Raw genomic sequence first — 16963 nt, forward strand, 5'->3', positions numbered from 1 at the left:
AGGTGCTCCCATGGTCGACGTCACACCCGCAGATGCCGTTCCCCCCGCCGAAGTCGGGGAAATGGAACTGTACCATCCGCACAGTTGGTGGACGAAATACGTCTTCTCGCAGGACGCCAAGGTCATAGCGATCCAGTATTCGGCAACGGCAACGGCGATCGGCTTTGTAGCGCTGTTCCTGTCCTGGCTGATGCGCCTGCAGCTCGGCTTCCCCGGCACGTTCGATTTCATTACTCCGGAGGCCTACTACCAGTTCATCACCATGCACGGCATGATCATGGTGATCTACCTGCTCACCGCACTCTTCCTCGGCGGCTTCGGCAACTATCTCATCCCGCTGATGGTCGGCGCCCGCGACATGGTCTTCCCCTATGTCAACATGCTGAGCTACTGGGTCTACCTGTTGGCGGTGCTCGTTCTCGTCGCAAGCTTCTTTGCGCCCGGCGGACCGACCGGCGCCGGCTGGACGCTCTACCCGCCGCAGGCGATCATGACCGGCACGCCGGGTGGCCAGGACTGGGGCATCATCCTGATGCTCTCTTCGCTCATCCTGTTCATCATCGGCTTCACCATGGGTGGCTTGAACTATGTTGTGACGGTGCTGCAGGGCCGCACGCGGGGTATGACCTTGATGCGCCTGCCGCTCACCGTATGGGGCATCTTCACCGCCACCGTCATGGCTCTGCTCGCCTTCCCGGCGCTGTTCGTTGCTTGTGTGATGATGCTGCTCGACCGCGCGCTCGGCACCTCCTTCTTCATGCCGGCGATCGTCGAGATGGGCCAACAGTTGCAGCACAGTGGCGGCAGCCCGATCCTGTTTCAGCATCTGTTCTGGTTCTTCGGCCATCCGGAAGTCTACATCGTGGCCCTGCCGGCCTTCGGCATCGTGTCCGACCTCATCAGCACGCACGCGCGCAAGAACATCTTCGGCTACCGAATGATGGTCTGGGCGATCATCGCCATCGGCGCGCTGAGCTTCGTGGTCTGGGCGCACCACATGTATGTCAGCGGCATGCACCCCTATTTCGGCTTCTTCTTCGCCACGACGACGTTGATCATAGCCGTTCCGACCGCCATCAAGGTCTATAACTGGGTGCTGACCCTGTGGCGCGGCGACATCCATCTCTCGATACCAATGCTTTTCGCGCTCGCCTTCATCGTCACCTTCGTCAATGGCGGTTTGACGGGGCTGTTCCTCGGCAATGTCGTCGTCGACGTTCCCCTGTCGGACACGATGTTCGTCGTTGCCCATTTCCACATGGTGATGGGTGTCGCCCCGATCCTGGTGATCTTCGGCGCGATCTATCACTGGTATCCGAAGGTCACCGGACGGATGCTGGACGAGGCGCTCGGCCAGTTTCACTTCTGGGTCACCTTCCTCGGCGCCTACCTGATCTTCTTCCCCATGCACTATATCGGCCTGATTGGTGTACCGCGCCGCTACGCCGAACTGACCGACATGACGATCATGACGGAGTCGGCCCATCATCTGAATTCGTTCATCAGCATCATGGCCTTCTTGGTCGGCTTCGCCCAGATGATGTTCCTGTTCAACCTGATCTGGAGCATCCGTCACGGCCGTGAGGCCGGCGGCAATCCGTGGCGGGCAACGACGCTCGAGTGGCAGACGCCGCAGACGCCGCCGGCGCACGGCAATTTCGGCAAGGAACTGCCGATCGTCTATCGTTGGGCCTATGACTACAGCGTGCCGGGCGCGAAGGAGGATTTCATTCCGCAGAACGTGCCGGGCTCCTTCATCCCATCGAGGGAGCCGGCATGAGCGTCATCCTGGTCTTCCTGCTGGTGATCGCCGGCTTTGCCGGATGGTGGCTTTCGCACCAGCGGCTGACCGCGAAGCCGTGGCTCGAGCAAGGCTTGGCCGGGGATTTCGTCGGCCTCGAGCGATCGCCCCTGCCCACCGCCAAGATCGGCCTCGGTGTCTTCCTCGCGGTTGTCGGCTGTCTGTTTTCGCTGTTCACCAGCGCCTATTTCATGCGCATGGGTCTGCCGGACTGGCGGCCTCTGCCGCTGCCGCGCCTGCTCTGGCTGAACACCGGCGTGCTGGTGCTGAGCAGCGTCGCGCTGCAATGCGCCGTGATCGCGGCGCGCAGAGGCCAGACGGACATGGTCAGGCTCGGTCTTGCGACGGCCGGGCTGACCGCCCTCGCCTTCCTCATCGGCCAACTGATCGCGTGGCGGCAGCTGACCGATGGCGGCTACCTGCTGGACTCCAACCCGGCCAACAGCTTCTTCTATCTGATCACCGCCATGCACGGCCTGCACATACTGGGCGGGCTGGTCGGCCTTGGCAGGACGAGCATCGGCGCCTGGACGGGCGCCCGGCCGCAGCGGCTTCGCCTCGGGATCGAGCTCTGCGCGATGTACTGGCATTTCCTGCTTTTCGTCTGGCTCGGCATCTTCGCCGTCCTGGCCGGCTGGGCGGCGACATTCGTGAGCATTTGCCAACGGCTGCTGACCTAGGAGGCTGGCGATGGCCGAGACGACACTGACGGATAGCAGCCAGTTGGATCGCCCCCAGGGCTGGCGCGGGATTGCCGCCGACTGGGCCTCGGATCAGCGCGCGTTCAAGAACGTGTCCTGGGGCAAGGCCATGATGTGGATCTTCCTGCTCAGCGACACCTTCATCTTCGGCTGCTTCCTGCTCTCCTACATGACCGCCCGCATGTCGACGCGCGTGCCGTGGCCCAACCCAAGCAAGGTCTTCGCGCTGCACATCGGCGGGTCGGAGGTCCCGCTGATCCTGATCGCCATCATGACCTTCGTGCTGATCTCCAGCAGCGGCACCATGGCCATGGCGGTCAATTTCGGCTACCGCCGCGATCGCCGCAAAACCGCGATCCTGATGCTTTTGACCGCCGCGCTCGGCGCAACCTTCGTCGGCATGCAAGCCTTCGAATGGACCAAGCTCATCACCGAAGGAGTGCGGCCCTGGGGCAATCCCTGGGGAGCCGCGCAATTCGGCTCATGCTTTTTCATGATCACCGGCTTCCACGGCACGCACGTCACCATCGGCGTCATCTTCCTGATCATCGTGGCGCGAAAAGTCTGGCGCGGCGATTACGACATCGGGCGTCCAGGGTTTTTCACCAGTCGCCGGGGCCACTACGAGAATGTCGAGATCATGGGACTCTACTGGCACTTCGTCGACCTGGTCTGGGTGTTCATCTTCGCCTTCTTCTATCTTTGGTGAGAGGCAGGCTTTGCTGAGAGGACGAAATGGCTGAAGCAACCGCAAACGGTCTCGGACAACAGGCGCTGCACTCCACCAACGATGCAGCGACCGCCGGCAAATCGGACACGCACCAGGAACACCCGATCAAGCTCTATCTGGTGGTCTGGGTGTGGCTGTTCATACTCAGCGCCTGTTCCTATATGGTCGACTATTTCGGCCTGCACGGCTATCTCAGATGGTCGCTGATCCTGATCTTCATGATGCTCAAGGCAGGACTGATCGTGGCCGTCTTCATGCACATGGCCTGGGAACGGTTGGCGATGATGTATGCGATCATCCTGCCGCCGATATTGGTGCTGGTCTTCGTGGCGATGATGGTCTTCGAGGCCGACTATACGCTGCTGACCCGCATCGCGTTTTTCGGGCCCGGCCCCTGACGCGCGGTTCGGATAAACCGCAGCCTAATCAGCCCGAAATGGCCGGTGCCTCGAAACAACCGGCGGTTTGGTTTTGATATGCGTCGTGAACTCAAGCAAAGGACGCGGAAAATGACGATAGCGAACAGACTGAGGAATTTCATAGACGGCAAGGGAATCCCGTACGACACCGTCGCGCATCATCGGACTGCAACCAGCAGGCAGGCCGCCATTGCCGCCCACGTGCCCGGCAGCATGATGGCCAAGTCCGTGGTCGTTCACCACGAGCTCGGCTATGCGCTGGCCGTGGTCCCAAGCACCCACAGGATCGAACTCGCCAAGCTCCAGGACGTCATGGACAAGCGCCTCGGGCTCGCTTCCGAGGACGAGGTGGTCTCGCTCTTCGACGATTGCGATATCGGCGCCGTACCGCCGATCGGCGCGGCCTATGACGTGCCGGTCATTTTGGACGAAAGCCTCGGCGACGCCGCCGATATCTACTTCGAGGGCGGCGACCACAAGACCCTTGTGCATGTCAGCGGCAAGGATTTCCGCGACCTGACCACAGGCGCGCGTCGGGCACGCTTCAGCCACCCGGCCCTGTGAGAGCACCGGCACTCCAGCCCGTGCTCGACAGGGTTTGCTAGTTCGCCGGTCTTGGGGCGGCGGCCGGCGCTTCCACGACCTTACGATACACGTGCCAGGTGGCATGGCCGAGGACTGGCAGCACAACCGCCAGCCCCGCGAACACCGGCAGCGAACCGACGATCAGCCCAACGGCGACGATCAGTCCCCAGACGGCCATTACGATGGGGTTCGCCAGCACTACGCGTACCGAAGTGTGAATGGCTTCGTAGGCGCCGACATCGCGATCAAGCAGCAGCGGAAAAGCCACCACGGTGGTGCACAACACGACCACGGCGAAGACGAATCCGATGGCGTGACCCAGCACGATCAGGGTCCAACCGCGCCCGGTGGCGAATATCTCAGCGATGAAACTGGACAGCGATGCCGGGGGCGCGGGACCGAACAGCTGCTCGTAGAAGATTTTGGCGGTCAAAAGCCACGCGATGAAGATCGCGAACAGCATGATCCCGACCGCGGCGATGGCCGGCAGCGCCGGGGAGTTCCTGACCTCGAAGGCATGGCGCCAGGATGCATCGAGCCCGGCTTCCCGTCTGCGGCTGATCTCGTAAAGACCGATCGCCGCGAATGGGCCGATCAGCGCAAAACCGGACACCAGCGGAAACAGCAGTGGCAGCGCGTTCGCTCCCGATGTCCAGGTAGCAAGCACCACGCCGACGAGCGGATAGATCATGCACAGAAACACGATATGCGAGGGTTTCACCATGAAATCGTCGACACCGCGCCTGAGCGCGTCGAAAAGATCGGAAAGGCCGATCTTTCTCACTCTGGTATGCTCGAGCGTTTCGCTAGCGCCTGCAATGACGTGAAAGCTTGCCATGACCATTCCTCCAGACCAGGGTCCGGCAAGGTCGCGGATTCGCGGTGCTACCGCTCTGCATGGTTGGCCACGCAAAACCGCGACCTGCACCGGCAGCCAACATACTCCATTGCGCCTGATTTGTCTCTTTTCATTGAAACGAGGGTGCGGTGGCCGGCCAGAGCTCCACGCTGGTTCGAGAGGTTTTTTTGCGGTATTCTTATACAGCTACAACGCAGCGCCTCCGGTACGCGCAAAGGAGGCTGGATCACTTTGATTGGCCCGTGATCCTTTCCCGATTTCCGGGTCATGCGCCTGGTCGAAGGCGAACGTCATGGACACGCGAACGCTTCTCATACTCGGCCTTGGCATAGCCATTCTGTTGGTGCTGGGATTTTTTGCGCTGCCTGCATGACGGCGCCGGCGGCCACACTTCAGCAGCGTCATGCCGGCCGCCTTCGGTCGGGGCGAGCCGGCGCCACCGAAAGGGGCCTGGAAGGGCCCGCTTACTTCGAAAACTGTTTCAGGTAAGCGATGACGTTGGCTACGTCCTGATCGTTCTTGAGGCCGGGAAACACCATCTTCGTCCCTTTGATCATGCCCCTGGGGTCTTGAAGATACTTCGTCAGCGTGGGCTCATCCCATTTGATGCCGGATTTTCCGGCCTCGATCATAGCAGGAGAAAAAGTGAAACCGGGATGCGTGCCCGCCGTGCGCCCGATGACGCCGTGCAGAGACGGGCCGACCTTGTTCTGGTCCTGGTCTGCAATGTGGCAGACCTTGCACTTGGTGAAGACCTTCTCGCCTGCGGCTGCATCCTGCGCCCGCGAAGGGCTTGCAATGAAGATCGTGGCCGCCGAGGCGATGAAAAGTGCGATTGCGCGCATGGCATTCCTCCCTGATCGATCGTCATCTGCGCCGGACGATGCGCACCACGCCAGCTGCGCTGGGGCGGCCTGCACGGTACAGCGGAATATCCGTGGTCCCACCAATGGAATTGCGGCATCTACATACCACAGTATCAAGCCAATGGGTAGAAACGGCAATTTGTGCGAAGGTGCACGTCGCCCAAGCTGCGCAGCGGTTCTGGCAGAACGACATGCATCAAAACAAGGACCTAAAGCGCGTCGCCTGAGTCCGGCTCCTCGCGACGCCCTTTAGGCCGTGTACTGAGACTCACGGCGGATCGGTATTGCAGCTTGCAGCCATCTGTCCGATCGCCTCGGACAGTCCGGCGAGTTCGAAATCGGCCTCGCCGCGTCCCGACAGCAGGCCGAAGCGCCATGACAGCAACAGCCGGCTCGCCGAAACCAGCCGCTTGATGCCATCGGCTCCGTCCCTGACCAGCATTTTACCGCGTGGGCCGACAGACCAGCTTTCATCGAACTTGCCGCCGCCATCGACCATGACCGACATGGTGATCTTGCGGCTGGCGGAGACTGAATCGTTGAGTTGCAGCCATTCGCTCCAACGCGGTTCGCCGCCCGGTCGACAAGCCAGCGTCAGCACCGGACTGTAGCCCAGCGCGCCGCCGCCGGTGATCAGCTTGTTGGTGGCGTATAGCGACGCAGTGACCTGGCCGTCGTTGCCGGCGTCGACGCGCCAGTTGCCGAGATCGGGTCCGGCCTCTGCCACACCGGCCGCGGCAAGCAAGAGCGCCGCGGTAACGACCACGCCCCTCATCGTGAATGCCACACCCACCGACGCCTCCAAACGACCCTGCGCAATGTGATATCGAGCAGATAATCATCAATGTTCGGTATCGCCAGCAGCGTGCATTCATCTGAAGCGGGTGGTGTTGCCCCGCAGCAACAACAGAGAACATGAACGAAAAAGGCCGCCTCGTGGGCGGCCTTTCGAAATCAGCTTATCGCCGGGTTTACTCGGCGTCCTTGGCGGCCTTCTTCTTCGGCGCGGCCTTCTTCTTGGGCTCTTCCGCCTCACCGGCTGCTTCGCCGGCCTTGGCCTCGGCTTTCTTGGAGGAAGCCTTCTTCGCCGGCTTCGCCTTGCTGGCGCTCTCGGCCTCCTCGTCGTCCGCCATCAGCTCTTCCTTGCTGACCTTCACGTCCTCGACCGAAATCTGGCCCAGCAAATAGTCGACGACCTTTTCCTCGAACATCGGCGCGCGGAGCGAATTGATCGCCTCGGGGTTGCTGCGGTAGAACTCGAAAGCTTCCTGCTGCTGGTTGGCCGGGAAGCGGCGAACCTGCTCGAACAGGCCGCGCTGCAGTTCATCGTCCGACACGGTGACCCCGGCCTTCTCGCCGATCTCGGCAAGAACCAAGCCGAGACGCACGCGACGTTCGGCCAGGCGCATATATTCGGCGCGCGCCTCTTCCTCCGTCGTTTCTTCGTCGGCAAAGGTACGGCCGGCGGCTTCGAGGTCGCGGTTGACCTGCGCCCAGATGTTGTTGAACTCGGCCTCGACGAGCTTCGACGGCGCCTCGAAGGAATAGGCGGCATCGAGCTGGTCGAGGAGCTGGCGCTTCACCTTCTGGCGGGTCATGGAACCGAACTGGTTCTCGATCTGGCCGCGCACGATCTCGCGCAGGCGCTCCAGCGATTCCAGGCCAAGGTTCTTGGCCGTCTCGTCATTGATCTCGAGCGCGCCCGGCTTGGCCACTTCCTTGACTGTGACGTCGAAGGTGGCTTCCTTGCCGGCCAGATGCGCTGCCTGGTAGTTCTCCGGGAAGGTCACCGTGACCTGCTTCTCATCGCCCGCCTTGGTGCCGACCAGTTGGTCCTCGAAGCCCGGGATGAACTCTTTCGAGCCCAGGACCAGCGGCTGGTCGGTGCCGGCGCCGCCGGCGAACGCCTCGCCGCCGATCTTGCCGACATAATCGATGCTCACGCGATCGCCTTCGGCGGCCTTGCCCTCCTTGGGCTCGTAGCTGCGAGCCGATTCAGCGACCCGCTTCACCTGGTCGTCGACCTCCGATTCCGGCACGTCGTAAACCTGACGCGTCACCTTGATGTCGGAGAAATCCTTGACCTCGATGGCCGGGATGACCTCGTAATTGAGGCGGAACTCGAAGTCGGCGCCGCCGGCCAGGATCTTCTCCGCCTCCTTCTCGTCCTCGGTCATGATGACTTCAGGCTGCATGGCGGCCTTTTCGCCGCGGCCCGAGATGATCGAGCGGGTCGAGTCGTTGAGGATCTCGTTGACCACCTCGGCCATGAACGACTTGCCGTACATCTTGCGCAGGTGCTGCACCGGCACCTTGCCCGGGCGGAAACCGTTGATCCGCACCTTGCCGCGGGCGTCGTTCAGCCGCGCCATCAGCTTGGCTTCCATGTCACCGGCCGGCACGGTGATCTTGATCTCGCGCTTGAGACCGGAGTTGAGCGTTTCGGTGACCTGCATCCTAAAACCTTTGTTTTCACCAACGAGGCTGCCAAACGGTCCTTAGCCGTTTACAGCCTGCCGGTATATTCTTGCCGGAAATGGCTTTGGTACGGAACCTGGTGATTTGACCGCCAATGCGGCTCAAACTCTCCTGAACTGCGCTTCCAAAATGTGAAGAAGTCTTTGTTTTTCCTACTTCTTCTTACATTCGGCAGAAGCGGATAGTCGCGTCCCGTCACATTCGACACGCCTTTTGTCACAGGCTAGGCTAATTTTCAACCATCTTCGCGATTACGAGAATGACGGTGACTTGGACCCCGACATTGACAGAATGATGGCTACATGGGATTGCCGGGGAACGCGGATGTGGCGGAATTGGTAGACGCCCTGGATTTAGGTTCCAGTGCCGAAAGGCGTGGGGGTTCGAGTCCCTTCATCCGCACCACCCTTCGCCTTGGCGAGCTTCTGGTGTAGGTCACCCTATGGTCGTCAGAGCGAAGCGTGTCCCCGAACCTTTGCAAGGAAGGACCGGAGCCATCAACTTCTGGCGGCGCACGCAAGGCTCGAGCAGACAATCCGCTTTTTCGTGTGCAATTCCCTTGAAATAGCGCGTCAACAGGTTCTTAGTCGCAGCAACAGGCAGGTTGGGGCTCTGTCAGGTTGTGCGCGTAGTTTCTCTGGTCCTGGCGGTTGGGTCGGCTGTCGCGGCAGCGACGTGTCACGTTGAGGCCTTAGAGTACACTTCGGTTTCCTCTCCGAGCCAGCAGCCAATGCTTCTTGTATCCGGTGAGTTTGGCGCAAATGAACCCCTGAACGCCTTCAGCAACGCGGTCGCGAGCAGCAGGGCCAGGATGATCGTCTTCAACTCCCCCGGCGGCAACGTCGGCAGTGCGATTCGCTTGGGGAGAATGATCCGCGCGGCGGGGTTGGATACTTTTCAGCTTCGCCAATTGCAGTGCGCTTCAGCCTGCTCACTGGCCTTCCTGGGCGGCGTCCACCGCGTTGCCGAACCAGGTTCCATCGGCGTTCATCGGCCGTCCCTCAAACCGGCCGACGGGATGTCAAATGAAGACGCGGAGGCCCGTTTCCAGTTCGGCACGGCCGCAATCATATCCTATGTGGTCGAGATGGGAGCGGATCCCAAGCTGATGGAATTGGCTTCGAGCTATGACAAGCATGAAATGCGGTACCTGTCGGCCAGCGAAATGGCAGAGTTGCGTGTGACCAATGCCGCAGCGAACCAGCCGCAAGCAGATGCATTGCAGGTATCAACGACGCCGGATCCTGCGTCCGTGTCCGCTCCTGCGCCCGACGCCAGGCAACAGCCGGAAGGCGTTGCGGTCACCTTCGTCAGGGACCTCATCGAGCATCATGGCAATAACAACGATTTCGCTCTTGCTCAGTCTCAGGCGTCCTACGCTCCCACGGTCGACTATCATGGCAAGTTGACGAACCTAAGTTCGATCATTGAGGACAAGAGGAGCTATTACCAGCGATGGCCTGAACGCGGATACAACGTCCGCAATGACAGCATTGCGGTCAGCTGCGCCAACGATCGCTGCAAGGTCTCAGGCATCTACGACTGGATTGTGCGCAGCCCCTCGACACACAAGCAGGAGAAAGGCGTAGCGGACTTCAGCTATACGATATCGATCGGTCCCTATCCCAAAATCATCGCCGAGACGGGCGATGTCCGGCCATAACCAGGACCGTCGTTAACGCGGACCGTCGCGCTGACGCCCAGGCCCGAACACACTAATAAAGCGGCTCCTCGAACAGCGTCTTGTCGCCGTCCATGAGCGCCTTGATCTGCGCCTTGCCATTGGCGGAGAGCGCCAGCTTGACGCCGAACGGCCGCACGCGCATGTCGTTCTGGATCGCCATCCCCTTGCCCTCCGGCAGGTAGAAACGCTCGATCCCGTATTCCGGCGTGATCGTCATCTCGGGTGAGCGCAGATCCCAGCCATCCGCTACATGCCCGACAATGTCGGCCTCATCGGAAGCGGCAGGCGCCGGCGCCTGATCGAACCATGCCGCGCTCGGCTGCCAGTAGCCGTCCACAGCCTTCTTCAACCTGACGACGATCTCGGAGTCATTGCTGGTGAACTTGCCCGGCGGAATGTTGGCGATAAGCTTCACCGGGATGCGCGAGATGTCATAGCCAAGCGAAATATAATCGCCGCGCAGAAGATCGCGCGGGTCAACGGGCTCAACCTTGAGCAGGACCTCCTTGCCGTTGCGCAGGATCGCCGCGCGTCCGGCGATGATCCAGCCCAGCAAGCCGATTTGGACAAGCGCCGTCACCAGCGCCGCGATGATCAGTCTTTTGCCGCTCATGCCGCTGCTCCTCCGGCGGGCGTCTTCATTCGTTTTTCAACGCGGATGATGACCAGCGCCAGTATTCCCAGCAGCACGGCCGCGGACAGGAAGAAGCCCGCCGTGTCGAGCATCGACTGCAACATCACCACATAGATAATGGCGAGCTCGAAGGCAAAGCCGGCATACGCCACCCAGCGCAAGCCTCTGCTTTCACGGCCGCCGAGCATGATCGCCGCGACGATGCCGGCAAGCGCGGCTGCCGAGGCAATGGCAAAGCCGCTGTTGTAGCTCGCCTCATCGGCCAGTTCGAGCTGGACCATTGCGAGGCCGGCAAGAAAGCCGATGAGCGCATGCAATGGCAGCCTGCCGCCGAGTTGCACGACGCTGTCGACGGGTTCGGCGACAAAGATCGCTGCCGCGAACAGCAGCATCGAGACGAGCACAAGCGGAATCGCGACCTGGAGCGTGTTGTGGTCGATCGCCAGCAGCAGGAGATAGAATACGATCGAAAGGATGATGACGTGCCGCGCCGCCTGGCTGCGTGTCCAGAATGAAATGGCGAACAGCACCAGCACGATAGCGGCGAAGAGATGCGGGAACTCGGCCCGGCGGAAAAATCCTCCCCATTTAAGGAACAGCCAGGCATCGGCGATGCCGACGGAGGCGACGGTGAGCGGGTTCGAGCGCAATGCGACCGCCGCCAGCGCCGTGCCGGCGCACCACGTCAGCAATGCCGAAGCCTCGTCGCCCGACAGATGATACATCTGACCGATCAGCGCGATTGACCCGCCAAAGGCCGCGGCGGCGATGATCCATAGCGCCTCACCGATCGCCGCATGGTCGCGTGTCTTCAGAACGGCGCCAGCGACATAACCGCCGAGGATGACAGCAAACAGCGCCGTCACACGCGCCAGGCGCGGAATGGCTTCCCAGTTGGCGGCGACGAAGATCAGGATCGCGGCACCGAACAGTAACGCCGCCATCATGGCCAGGATAGAGCCGAAGCTCAGCGAGGCGCGATCGTTGGCGGCAACGTCACGCGTCAATGCGTCCGCAGTCGGCGCGTCGATCAGGCCCGCCGCCCGCCAGCGGGCGATATCGGCCCTCACCTTCGTCGCATAGCCCGCCATCCGTTCCCCCGAGCTTGGCCATTTTTACTACCTCGCGCCGCAAATCGTTGACGCAACGGCATTTTCCGATTCGGTCTTTCCTTATGGCGCAAGCGTGAATCGCCGTTAATGTTGCATTGCACAATTTGCATTGCTGCCATGCACCAATGGCACTTTTAAACCGATATGACCCTGCCTATTTTTCCGTTCGTACACAAACGGAATGATCCGAACCAAAGACGAAACGAGCACTACCATGAACCTGATCCGCAACTACCGCAACTGGCGCCGCTACCGGGACACCGTTTCCGAGCTGAGCCGCCTGTCGAACCGTGAACTGACCGACCTCGGCATCAGCCGCAGCGACATCCACTACGTCGCTCGCAAGGCGGTCTAATCCGCTTCGGACCGCGAATGGTCCGAACCAGTTTTTGAGAAGAGCAAGACAATGGACCTGATCCGCAGCTACCGTAATTGGCGCGTTTATCGCGAGACGGTTTCTGAGCTGGGTCGGCTTTCGAACCGCCAGCTCAATGATCTCGGCATCGTTCGCGACGAGATCAAGATGATCGCCCGCAAGGCGGTTTGACAAGGAATCTCGCCAGGGTCGACCTCCTCCCCGACCCTGACGGATACGGTCAGCCTTTACCTCCTCCCGAAGGTTGACCACCGAAACGGCGCCCGCCGGACCTCCTCCCCCGGCGGGCGTTGTTCTCCGAAAGGATCCGCCCCTTCAATTGGCGGAAGGAATTTCGTCAAAGCCGACCTCCTCCCCGGCAATGACGAATATGGTCGATCTTCACCTCCTCCCGAGGATCGACCCCCAAAACGACACCCGCCGGACCTCCTCCCCCGGCGGGTGTTGTTGTTTTGGAGGTAGTCGGCCCGTCGAAGCCGGCAATTGCATTCGCCGCGCCAAGCGACTATCTCGGCGCTCATGAGCAAAGATCCCGTTCACGTCATCGGCGGCGGCCTCGCCGGCTCCGAAGCCGCATGGCAGATCGCAGAAGCCGGCGTGCCGGTCGTGCTGCACGAGATGCGCCCGGTGCGCGGCACCGACGCGCACAAGACCGACGGGCTCGCCGAGCTCGTCTGCTCCAACTCGTTCCGCTCGGACGACGCCGAGACCAATGCAGTTGGCTTGCTCCATGCCGAAATGCGGCTCGCCGGCTCGCTGATCATGAGCGCCGGCGACGCGCACCAAGTCCCGGCCGGCGGCGCTTTAGCCGTCGACCGCGACGGTTTTTCCGACGCAGTAACCGCAAAAATCGAAGCGCATCCGCTGATTGCCATCCAGCGCGAGGAAGTGCCTGGACTTCCGCCGGCGGATTGGGACCAGGCGATCATCGCCACCGGTCCGCTGACCGCGCCTTCGCTTGCGCAGTCGATTGCCGAAGCAACCGGCGCCGATGCGCTCGCCTTTTTCGACGCCATCGCGCCGATCGTGCATTTCGACACCATCGACATGAACACCTGCTGGTACCAGTCGCGCTACGACAAAGTTGGCCCCGGCGGCACCGGTAAGGACTACATCAACTGCCCGATGGACAAGGAGCAATATCTCGCCTTCGTGGCGGCGTTGCTGGAGGGCCAAAAGACCGAGTTCAAGCAGTGGGAAGGCACGCCCTATTTCGACGGCTGCCTTCCGATCGAGGTGATGGCCGAGCGCGGCGTCGAGACGCTGCGCTACGGGCCGATGAAGCCGATGGGGCTGACCAACGTCCACAATCCGTCGGTCAAAGCCTATGCAGTGGTGCAGCTTCGCCAGGACAATGCGCTGGGCACGCTCTACAACATGGTCGGTTTCCAGACCAAGCTGAAGCATGCCGAGCAGGTCCGCATCTTCCGCACCATTCCCGGACTGGAGAATGCCGAATTCGCCCGCCTCGGCGGCCTGCACCGCAACACTTATATCAACTCGCCGACGCTGCTCGATCCGTCGCTGCAGCTGAAGTCGCGCCCCGGTCTGCGTTTTGCCGGCCAGATCACCGGTTGCGAAGGCTATGTCGAAAGCGCCGCGATCGGCCTGCTCGCCGGCCGCTTCGCCGCGGCCGAACGGCTCGGCCGGGCGGCCTCACTGCCGCCGTCGACCACGGCCTTCGGCGCGCTGCTCAACCATATTACCGGCGGCCACATCGTCTCCGACGACGAGCCGGGCAAGCGCTCCTTCCAGCCGATGAACGTCAATTTCGGCCTGTTCCCGCCGGTCGAGGCTCCAAAGTCTGAAGGCAAGCGCCTGCGCGGCAAGGACAAGACCGTTGCCAAGCGCCGCGCGATCACGGCGCGCGCATTGGCCGATTGTCGCGTGTGGTTGGGCCTGCCTTCGCAGGCGCAGGCAGCGGAATAGCTACTCCGCCGGCTCGGCACTCGCCGCCGGCAATCCCGACTTTCCTGCTTCGGACGGATTCCTCCGCACATAGGCCGCCTTCAACGTCTCCGACGTATCGCGCGAGCCGTCATGGCTCCAGCCTGGCGGCCGGATCAGATAGCTGAGACGCTGGCCGAGCGTCAGTCCCGGCATCATCGCATCCTTGAACATGCCGATCCATTCATGGAAGGCGACCTTCAGCGGGTTGAAGGTGCCGATGTTCTTGACAATGCCGTAGCGCGGCCGGTCCTCGTCCAGTTCCGCAACGAAAGTGCCGAACATGCGGTCCCAGATGATCAGCGTGCCGGCATAGTTGGCGTCCAGATAGCGCGGATTGGTGGCGTGGTGGACGCGGTGGTGCGAGGGCGTGTTGAAGACGAATTCGAACCAGCCCCACATCTTGCCGATCGTTTCGGTGTGGATCCAGAACTGCCAGACGAGGTTGAAGCCGAAGACGAACGCAATGACGGCCGGATGGAAGCCGAGCAGCACCAGCGGCGCCTGCAGCACGAACATGAAGGTGAAGAGACCGGTCCAGCTTTGCCGGAGCGCGGTCGAGAGATTGTAATGCTGGCTGGAATGATGGTTGACGTGCTCGGCCCAAACCCAGCGCACCCGATGCGCGATGCGGTGGTAGAAATAGTAACGCAAATCATCGAGCAGGAAGGCGGCGACAAACACCCAGATCGACAGGCCGAGATTGAAGAAACGGAACTGCCAGAGCCACAGCAGCGCCCAGTAGGATACGACACCGAGCAGCAGGCCGGCGACGACATTGCCCGTCCCCATCATCAGGCTGGCCAGCGTGTCGCGCGTCTCGAACGATCCCTTGGCGCGGCCGGTGCGTACCAGCCAGAGCTCGATCAGGATCGCCGTGACGAAGAACGGGATGGCAAGCTGGGTGACCTGCGGGAAATTGTAATCGTCCATCACGCCGCCTCTCGGATCTGATCGTGCCTCAGCAGCACCGCCGCCACGGTCAGCGCGTCTGCCTCGTCGGCGAGGGCAAACCGCCCGCCTTTCCAGGTGAAATCATCCATTCGCAGCGACAAGACATTCCCTTGCCGTACCAGGGCGAGCACATCCCGCGGCGTGACGATGCGGGTTAGGAAACGGTCGCCGATGCTCTGGACGATGCCGCAGCGTTGCGGGTCGAGTTCCAGGACGGCGGCTTGCCTGTCCGATGTCAGCCTGACCGCCCGAGGCTTTTCGTCTGGAAAATCTTCGGCAAAACGCGCGAGCGCGTGTTCAGCCCCGGCAAGCGTCGCGGTCGTCGTACCGCCGGTGAAATGCACGGCCGCCACCGACAGCGCGATGCCGAACACGACAAGGACGACCAAAACTGGCAGGCTCATGGAAAGGCGGTCCTCCGCTGGCTCGCATTTCTCTGATGCGAGTCCACGCGCAGAACCCCTAGCATGGTTGACGTTTACGTCAAAGGGGCGTCCAGCCGCGCATGGCATGACGCAAGAGCAGCCAGTGCCGGCGCAGGGTTGAGAGGGTCGAAGTGCCCCCGAGTGGAGACCGACCCGGCTTTTCCATCCTGTCGAGATAGGCATGTGTGAGCGCCAGCGGCAGGAAGGCGGGGCGCAGCGACGCGGGGAGAGCCGACGCGCCCTTCTCGAAAGCGCCGAGATGCTCTCGCGCCAGCGCGATCATCGCCCCGACCGCGCGCTCCGCGGCAGCATCGCCGTCGCCCTTGACGAACTCTTCCGGCGAGGTGCCGGCGGCTGCTAGGATATCGGAGGGGATAAAGCACTGTCCACGGCGACGGTGCAGCGGCAACAAAAGCAGCAAGCCGGTGATGGCCTGCGCGCAGCCCGCCCTGCCCGCCAGTTCGGCAAAGCGTGGCGCGGCATTCGGATCGAGCACCATGGCCGCAAGCTGGATCATCGCCGCGGCCGTCTCGCCGCAATAACCCTCAAGGTCGGTCCGCGACGGCATCGGATCGTTGTAGAGATCGAAGATACGCGCTTCGAGCATGTTCTCGAAAGCGGCCTTCGGCAGATGGTTGGCGGCGATCGCCGCCCTCAGCGCGTCGGCGGTCGGATGACCTGTCTCCGCCTCGCCCTCGGCCAAGAGGACATCGCGCCACCATTGCAGCCGGACCTCGCCCGGCAGCGGCTCGTGGATGCGGTCGCGAACGCCGGCGACCTCGGCATTGAAGGCATAGAGCGCAAGCAACGCGTCACGCCTGTCGGCGGGCGCGTAGAGCGCGGACAGATAGCGATCATGGTCTGCGGCACGCACCGCATCCATGACCATGTTGGGCATGCCGGCCATCAATCGACGGCGATCAGCGCTGCGGCCACGGCACGGTCCTCGGCCAGCAGCACGTTGTAGGTGCGCACGGCCGCGCCCGTCGACATCGGGTCGGCCGAAATGCCGGCCTCTTTCAGCGCGGAGCGGAGTGCAGCCGGCAGCGGCCGCAGATCCTTGCCGGTGCCGACCAGCAGGATTTCTACCTTGTCGGCCTGGGCGAACAGCTTGTCGAAGTCCGAAGCTTTTAGCGCCAGCGGATCGGCCGGCTCCCAGCCATGGATACCGGACGGCAGGCACAGCAGCGAGCCTCGATGCGACATGTCGGCAAAGCGGAACCCGCCATTGCCATAGGCCTCGACCGGCGCCCTGCCCGGGAAATGCGCCTCTCGGATGACGATGCCTTTGGCCATGGGGCTAGAGCATGATGCCGAAAAGGGTGGAGCGGTTTTCGGACGACATTATGCTCTATCTCTTTGATTTAGAGCGGATTCAGATCTCAGTTCGAC

The 16963-nt window shown here is 62.0% G+C and carries 19 protein-coding genes and 1 tRNA gene; 10 read left to right on the forward strand and 10 right to left on the reverse strand.

Annotated elements, in window-relative coordinates; all coding sequences use genetic code 11:
* Positions 1-10 precede the first annotated feature (10 nt).
* The 5 genes from P9230_RS02420 (at position 11) to P9230_RS02440 (ending at position 4215) form a co-directional block, all read left to right on the forward strand.
* A complete protein-coding gene (locus P9230_RS02420) occupies positions 11-1780 on the forward strand; it encodes a cbb3-type cytochrome c oxidase subunit I (protein WP_278117277.1) in 1770 nt (589 codons plus the stop codon).
* Entirely contained in the window at positions 1777-2481 is a 705-nt protein-coding gene (locus tag P9230_RS02425; protein WP_127245631.1) for a cytochrome c oxidase subunit 3, read from the forward strand. Before P9230_RS02420 ends, P9230_RS02425 begins: the two co-directional genes overlap by 4 nt.
* 10 nt (positions 2482-2491) lie before the next feature.
* Complete coding sequence (locus P9230_RS02430) at positions 2492-3211, forward strand: heme-copper oxidase subunit III family protein (protein WP_067000053.1); 720 nt, start codon at positions 2492-2494, stop codon at positions 3209-3211.
* A 26-nt stretch (positions 3212-3237) separates the two neighbouring features.
* Entirely contained in the window at positions 3238-3630 is a 393-nt protein-coding gene (locus tag P9230_RS02435; RefSeq protein WP_127245632.1) for a cytochrome C oxidase subunit IV family protein, read from the forward strand.
* Between the two features lie 111 nt (positions 3631-3741).
* Positions 3742-4215 carry an aminoacyl-tRNA deacylase gene (locus P9230_RS02440; RefSeq protein ID WP_067325364.1) on the forward strand — a complete coding sequence of 158 codons (474 nt, stop codon included), beginning with the start codon at positions 3742-3744 and terminating at the stop codon, positions 4213-4215.
* Between the two features lie 37 nt (positions 4216-4252).
* Here P9230_RS02440 and P9230_RS02445 read toward each other — a convergent pair whose 3' ends face one another.
* From P9230_RS02445 to tig, 4 genes are all read right to left on the reverse strand, one after another.
* On the reverse strand, positions 4253-5074 hold the full coding sequence (locus P9230_RS02445; protein WP_067325381.1) for a DUF2189 domain-containing protein: 822 nt from the start codon (positions 5072-5074) through the stop codon (positions 4253-4255).
* Between the two features lie 485 nt (positions 5075-5559).
* A complete protein-coding gene (locus P9230_RS02450) occupies positions 5560-5940 on the reverse strand; it encodes a cytochrome c family protein (RefSeq protein WP_067000047.1) in 381 nt (126 codons plus the stop codon).
* Between the two features lie 289 nt (positions 5941-6229).
* On the reverse strand, positions 6230-6736 hold the full coding sequence (locus tag P9230_RS02455) for a hypothetical protein (RefSeq protein ID WP_067000878.1): 507 nt from the start codon (positions 6734-6736) through the stop codon (positions 6230-6232).
* 196 nt (positions 6737-6932) lie between these two features.
* Positions 6933-8417 (reverse strand): trigger factor, encoded by a 1485-nt coding sequence (tig, locus tag P9230_RS02460; RefSeq protein ID WP_067329599.1) that lies wholly within the window; start codon positions 8415-8417, stop codon positions 6933-6935.
* Positions 8418-8759: 342 nt separating this feature from the next.
* Here tig and P9230_RS02465 point away from each other — a divergent pair.
* Positions 8760-8844 (forward strand) — tRNA-Leu (locus P9230_RS02465).
* A 406-nt stretch (positions 8845-9250) separates the two neighbouring features.
* Positions 9251-10102, forward strand: coding sequence for a hypothetical protein (locus tag P9230_RS02470; protein ID WP_278117281.1), 852 nt, complete (start codon positions 9251-9253; stop codon positions 10100-10102).
* A 52-nt stretch (positions 10103-10154) separates the two neighbouring features.
* On the opposite strand, the gene P9230_RS02475 is transcribed toward P9230_RS02470, so the two are convergent.
* Positions 10155-10736 (reverse strand): GDYXXLXY domain-containing protein, encoded by a 582-nt coding sequence (locus tag P9230_RS02475; RefSeq protein WP_095825602.1) that lies wholly within the window; start codon positions 10734-10736, stop codon positions 10155-10157.
* Positions 10733-11848 (reverse strand): DUF2157 domain-containing protein, encoded by a 1116-nt coding sequence (locus P9230_RS02480; protein ID WP_278117283.1) that lies wholly within the window; start codon positions 11846-11848, stop codon positions 10733-10735. The genes P9230_RS02475 and P9230_RS02480 overlap by 4 nt, the downstream gene beginning before the upstream one ends.
* 235 nt (positions 11849-12083) lie before the next feature.
* On the opposite strand from P9230_RS02480, the gene P9230_RS02485 reads away from it, so the two are divergent.
* The 3 genes from P9230_RS02485 (at position 12084) to trmFO (ending at position 14174) form a co-directional block, all read left to right on the forward strand.
* On the forward strand, positions 12084-12224 hold the full coding sequence (locus tag P9230_RS02485; protein WP_006335194.1) for a DUF1127 domain-containing protein: 141 nt from the start codon (positions 12084-12086) through the stop codon (positions 12222-12224).
* 51 nt (positions 12225-12275) lie between these two features.
* Positions 12276-12416, forward strand: a complete 141-nt coding sequence (locus P9230_RS02490; protein WP_127245636.1) for a DUF1127 domain-containing protein — start codon at positions 12276-12278, stop codon at positions 12414-12416.
* A 348-nt stretch (positions 12417-12764) separates the two neighbouring features.
* Positions 12765-14174, forward strand: coding sequence for a methylenetetrahydrofolate--tRNA-(uracil(54)-C(5))-methyltransferase (FADH(2)-oxidizing) TrmFO (gene trmFO, locus P9230_RS02495; RefSeq protein WP_127241416.1), 1410 nt, complete (start codon positions 12765-12767; stop codon positions 14172-14174).
* Here trmFO and P9230_RS02500 read toward each other — a convergent pair whose 3' ends face one another.
* From P9230_RS02500 to P9230_RS02515, 4 genes are all read right to left on the reverse strand, one after another.
* Positions 14175-15125, reverse strand: coding sequence for a sterol desaturase family protein (locus P9230_RS02500; RefSeq protein ID WP_278117286.1), 951 nt, complete (start codon positions 15123-15125; stop codon positions 14175-14177). It lies immediately after the preceding gene.
* Positions 15125-15550, reverse strand: coding sequence for a hypothetical protein (locus P9230_RS02505; protein ID WP_278117288.1), 426 nt, complete (start codon positions 15548-15550; stop codon positions 15125-15127). Before P9230_RS02505 ends, P9230_RS02500 begins: the two co-directional genes overlap by 1 nt.
* 79 nt (positions 15551-15629) lie before the next feature.
* Positions 15630-16469: a phytoene/squalene synthase family protein gene (locus tag P9230_RS02510; RefSeq protein WP_278117290.1), complete on the reverse strand. Its 840-nt coding sequence runs from the start codon at positions 16467-16469 to the stop codon at positions 15630-15632.
* Positions 16470-16477: 8 nt separating this feature from the next.
* Positions 16478-16867: an Mth938-like domain-containing protein gene (locus P9230_RS02515; RefSeq protein WP_067329577.1), complete on the reverse strand. Its 390-nt coding sequence runs from the start codon at positions 16865-16867 to the stop codon at positions 16478-16480.
* Between the last annotated feature and the right edge of the window lie 96 nt (positions 16868-16963).

Source organism: Mesorhizobium sp. WSM4887, assembly GCF_029625865.1.
Taxonomy (GTDB): Bacteria; Pseudomonadota; Alphaproteobacteria; order Rhizobiales; family Rhizobiaceae; genus Mesorhizobium.

Excerpts from the sequence above, each read along its gene's own strand:
- P9230_RS02435 (WP_127245632.1), top strand. The coding sequence starts at position 3,238 with ATGGCTGAAGCAACCGCAAACGGTCTCGGACAACAGGCGCTGCACTCC.
- P9230_RS02510 (WP_278117290.1), bottom strand. The coding sequence starts at position 16,469 with ATGCCCAACATGGTCATGGATGCGGTGCGTGCCGCAGACCATGATCGC.
- P9230_RS02420 (WP_278117277.1), top strand. The coding sequence starts at position 11 with ATGGTCGACGTCACACCCGCAGATGCCGTTCCCCCCGCCGAAGTCGGG.
- P9230_RS02515 (WP_067329577.1), bottom strand. The coding sequence starts at position 16,867 with ATGGCCAAAGGCATCGTCATCCGAGAGGCGCATTTCCCGGGCAGGGCG.
- P9230_RS02485 (WP_006335194.1), top strand. The coding sequence starts at position 12,084 with ATGAACCTGATCCGCAACTACCGCAACTGGCGCCGCTACCGGGACACC.
- P9230_RS02500 (WP_278117286.1), bottom strand. The coding sequence starts at position 15,125 with ATGGACGATTACAATTTCCCGCAGGTCACCCAGCTTGCCATCCCGTTC.
- trmFO (WP_127241416.1), top strand. The coding sequence starts at position 12,765 with ATGAGCAAAGATCCCGTTCACGTCATCGGCGGCGGCCTCGCCGGCTCC.
- P9230_RS02440 (WP_067325364.1), top strand. The coding sequence starts at position 3,742 with ATGACGATAGCGAACAGACTGAGGAATTTCATAGACGGCAAGGGAATC.
- P9230_RS02505 (WP_278117288.1), bottom strand. The coding sequence starts at position 15,550 with ATGAGCCTGCCAGTTTTGGTCGTCCTTGTCGTGTTCGGCATCGCGCTG.
- P9230_RS02425 (WP_127245631.1), top strand. The coding sequence starts at position 1,777 with ATGAGCGTCATCCTGGTCTTCCTGCTGGTGATCGCCGGCTTTGCCGGA.
- P9230_RS02470 (WP_278117281.1), top strand. The coding sequence starts at position 9,251 with ATGATCGTCTTCAACTCCCCCGGCGGCAACGTCGGCAGTGCGATTCGC.
- P9230_RS02475 (WP_095825602.1), bottom strand. The coding sequence starts at position 10,736 with ATGAGCGGCAAAAGACTGATCATCGCGGCGCTGGTGACGGCGCTTGTC.
- P9230_RS02455 (WP_067000878.1), bottom strand. The coding sequence starts at position 6,736 with ATGAGGGGCGTGGTCGTTACCGCGGCGCTCTTGCTTGCCGCGGCCGGT.
- P9230_RS02445 (WP_067325381.1), bottom strand. The coding sequence starts at position 5,074 with ATGGCAAGCTTTCACGTCATTGCAGGCGCTAGCGAAACGCTCGAGCAT.
- P9230_RS02480 (WP_278117283.1), bottom strand. The coding sequence starts at position 11,848 with ATGGCGGGCTATGCGACGAAGGTGAGGGCCGATATCGCCCGCTGGCGG.
- P9230_RS02490 (WP_127245636.1), top strand. The coding sequence starts at position 12,276 with ATGGACCTGATCCGCAGCTACCGTAATTGGCGCGTTTATCGCGAGACG.
- P9230_RS02450 (WP_067000047.1), bottom strand. The coding sequence starts at position 5,940 with ATGCGCGCAATCGCACTTTTCATCGCCTCGGCGGCCACGATCTTCATT.
- P9230_RS02430 (WP_067000053.1), top strand. The coding sequence starts at position 2,492 with ATGGCCGAGACGACACTGACGGATAGCAGCCAGTTGGATCGCCCCCAG.
- tig (WP_067329599.1), bottom strand. The coding sequence starts at position 8,417 with ATGCAGGTCACCGAAACGCTCAACTCCGGTCTCAAGCGCGAGATCAAG.